The sequence below is a fragment of the Okeania sp. SIO1H4 genome, from assembly GCF_010672695.1.
GTDB classification, from domain to species: Bacteria; Cyanobacteriota; Cyanobacteriia; order Cyanobacteriales; family Microcoleaceae; genus Okeania; species Okeania hirsuta.
Genome location: NZ_JAAHGB010000170.1, coordinates 1 through 1,575, shown reverse-complemented (window position 1 = coordinate 1,575; position 1,575 = coordinate 1). Strand labels below are relative to the sequence as shown.

Below are 1,575 nucleotides of genomic sequence, written 5' to 3'. Positions count from 1 at the left end.
AGATTATGATGCGGGATTCTCATCATTGATGATTCTACGCTCACAGAGATGACTTAGATGGACAATATCACTATTACCAAACCAGAGGTCGGACTCTCCCGTAGCTTTTGGGTCTCCCCCAGATTCCGAGTGCCCCTCGGTACTGTTGACTATTGCTCCTAGCATTTCTAAACCTTTAGCTAAAATGTTCCTTGCTGCATTGTGGTCTCTATCAGCAATATAACTACAATGCGGACATTTGTGAGTCCTAACAGACAAAGATTTTTTAACAGTCTGACCACAATTGGAACAATTTTGAGATGTGAAATGTGGAGGTACTGCTATGCAAGCAATTCCATGCAACTTAGCATAATATTCCAGCCATTCGGTGAACTGATACCAGCTTGCATCAGATATAGATTTAGCTAAGTGATGATTTTTAGCTAGGTTAGCAATGTTCAAATCCTCGTATACTACCAAATCGTGACATTGGATTAACGCCCGTGCAGTCTTTACTGCATGGTCTTTACGCTGTCTACTGATTTTGAGATGCTGCCTGGCTAATTTCTTTCTGGCTTTGTGGTAGTTATTTGATTGTGCCTTTTTTCCTTTCTCGTGGCGGCGCGATACTTTCCGTTGTAGCTTTTTTAGTCGTTTTTCCGACTTCCTTAAATACTTAGGATTATCTACAACATTACCATTACTATCAGTATAAAAAGTATTTAAACCTAAATCTATTCCTACGACATTGCCTTGAAAATTATGAGTTTCTTTTCTCTCTACATTTACTAGAAATTGACATTGAAGAAGGAGACAGGAGACAGGAGACAGGAGACAGGAGGAAAATTACATGGGGATTCTAACCCCAAGTAATTTTGAACACCGTGTAGACGGTGGGGTATTAAACCCACAAAGAAAATGATAATAACCATCAGCTCGTCTCACAACTCTTACACGACTTATTTGTTGCTCTGAATACCAGACTAAATCGCGACTTGTCCACAATTCAAATACACCAGCTTGAAAACCATCTTTAAATTCAATTTTCTTTCTGTCTGGAGATAGCTTATAACCTGTTGATTTGTACTCTATTGAACGAGTGAATTTATTGAATTTTGGATCGCCCTTTTTACCTGGTAATTTCAGTCTACAATTTTTGTAGAATCGTTGTATTGATTGCCATGTTCTATGGGCTGATGCTTGTCTTGCTTGAGAGTTTTACTTTTTCACCCAAGGAAAATTACTATCCTTTGCTAGTACAGAACAAAGCTTTTGTAAGTCATTGCGTTTAACATCTTTATTATCCATCCAGTAGCGCAAACAACTGTTTCTGATGAATTGACCTGTGAGAATCATTTCATCTAAAACTTTGTACTGATTTTGACTGCCTTTTAATTTGGCCTCAATTACTAGCAAAGTTATTGTTAATTCCTTGACTACATTGACTATTATAACTAAATTTACCTAAAATTTATACTGGATAAACTATTAATATTTGTGTCTAATTATGACATCGAATCATAATTATACACGCATCATTCATCCAGACACGCTCATCATAGATTATAGTGCTGGCCTTCTGATGCGTTTAGGTAA

Annotated in this window: 2 protein-coding genes; both read right to left on the bottom strand. The window is 37.2% G+C overall.

The window, feature by feature from the left end:
* Window positions 1-3 precede the first annotated feature (3 nt).
* Window positions 4-810: an RNA-guided endonuclease InsQ/TnpB family protein gene (locus F6K06_RS33460; protein WP_375340286.1), complete on the bottom strand. Its 807-nt coding sequence runs from the start codon at window positions 808-810 to the stop codon at window positions 4-6.
* A gap of 387 nt (window positions 811-1,197) precedes the next feature.
* Window positions 1,198-1,395: a hypothetical protein gene (locus F6K06_RS33455; RefSeq protein WP_287323408.1), complete on the bottom strand. Its 198-nt coding sequence runs from the start codon at window positions 1,393-1,395 to the stop codon at window positions 1,198-1,200.
* Window positions 1,396-1,575 lie beyond the last annotated feature (180 nt).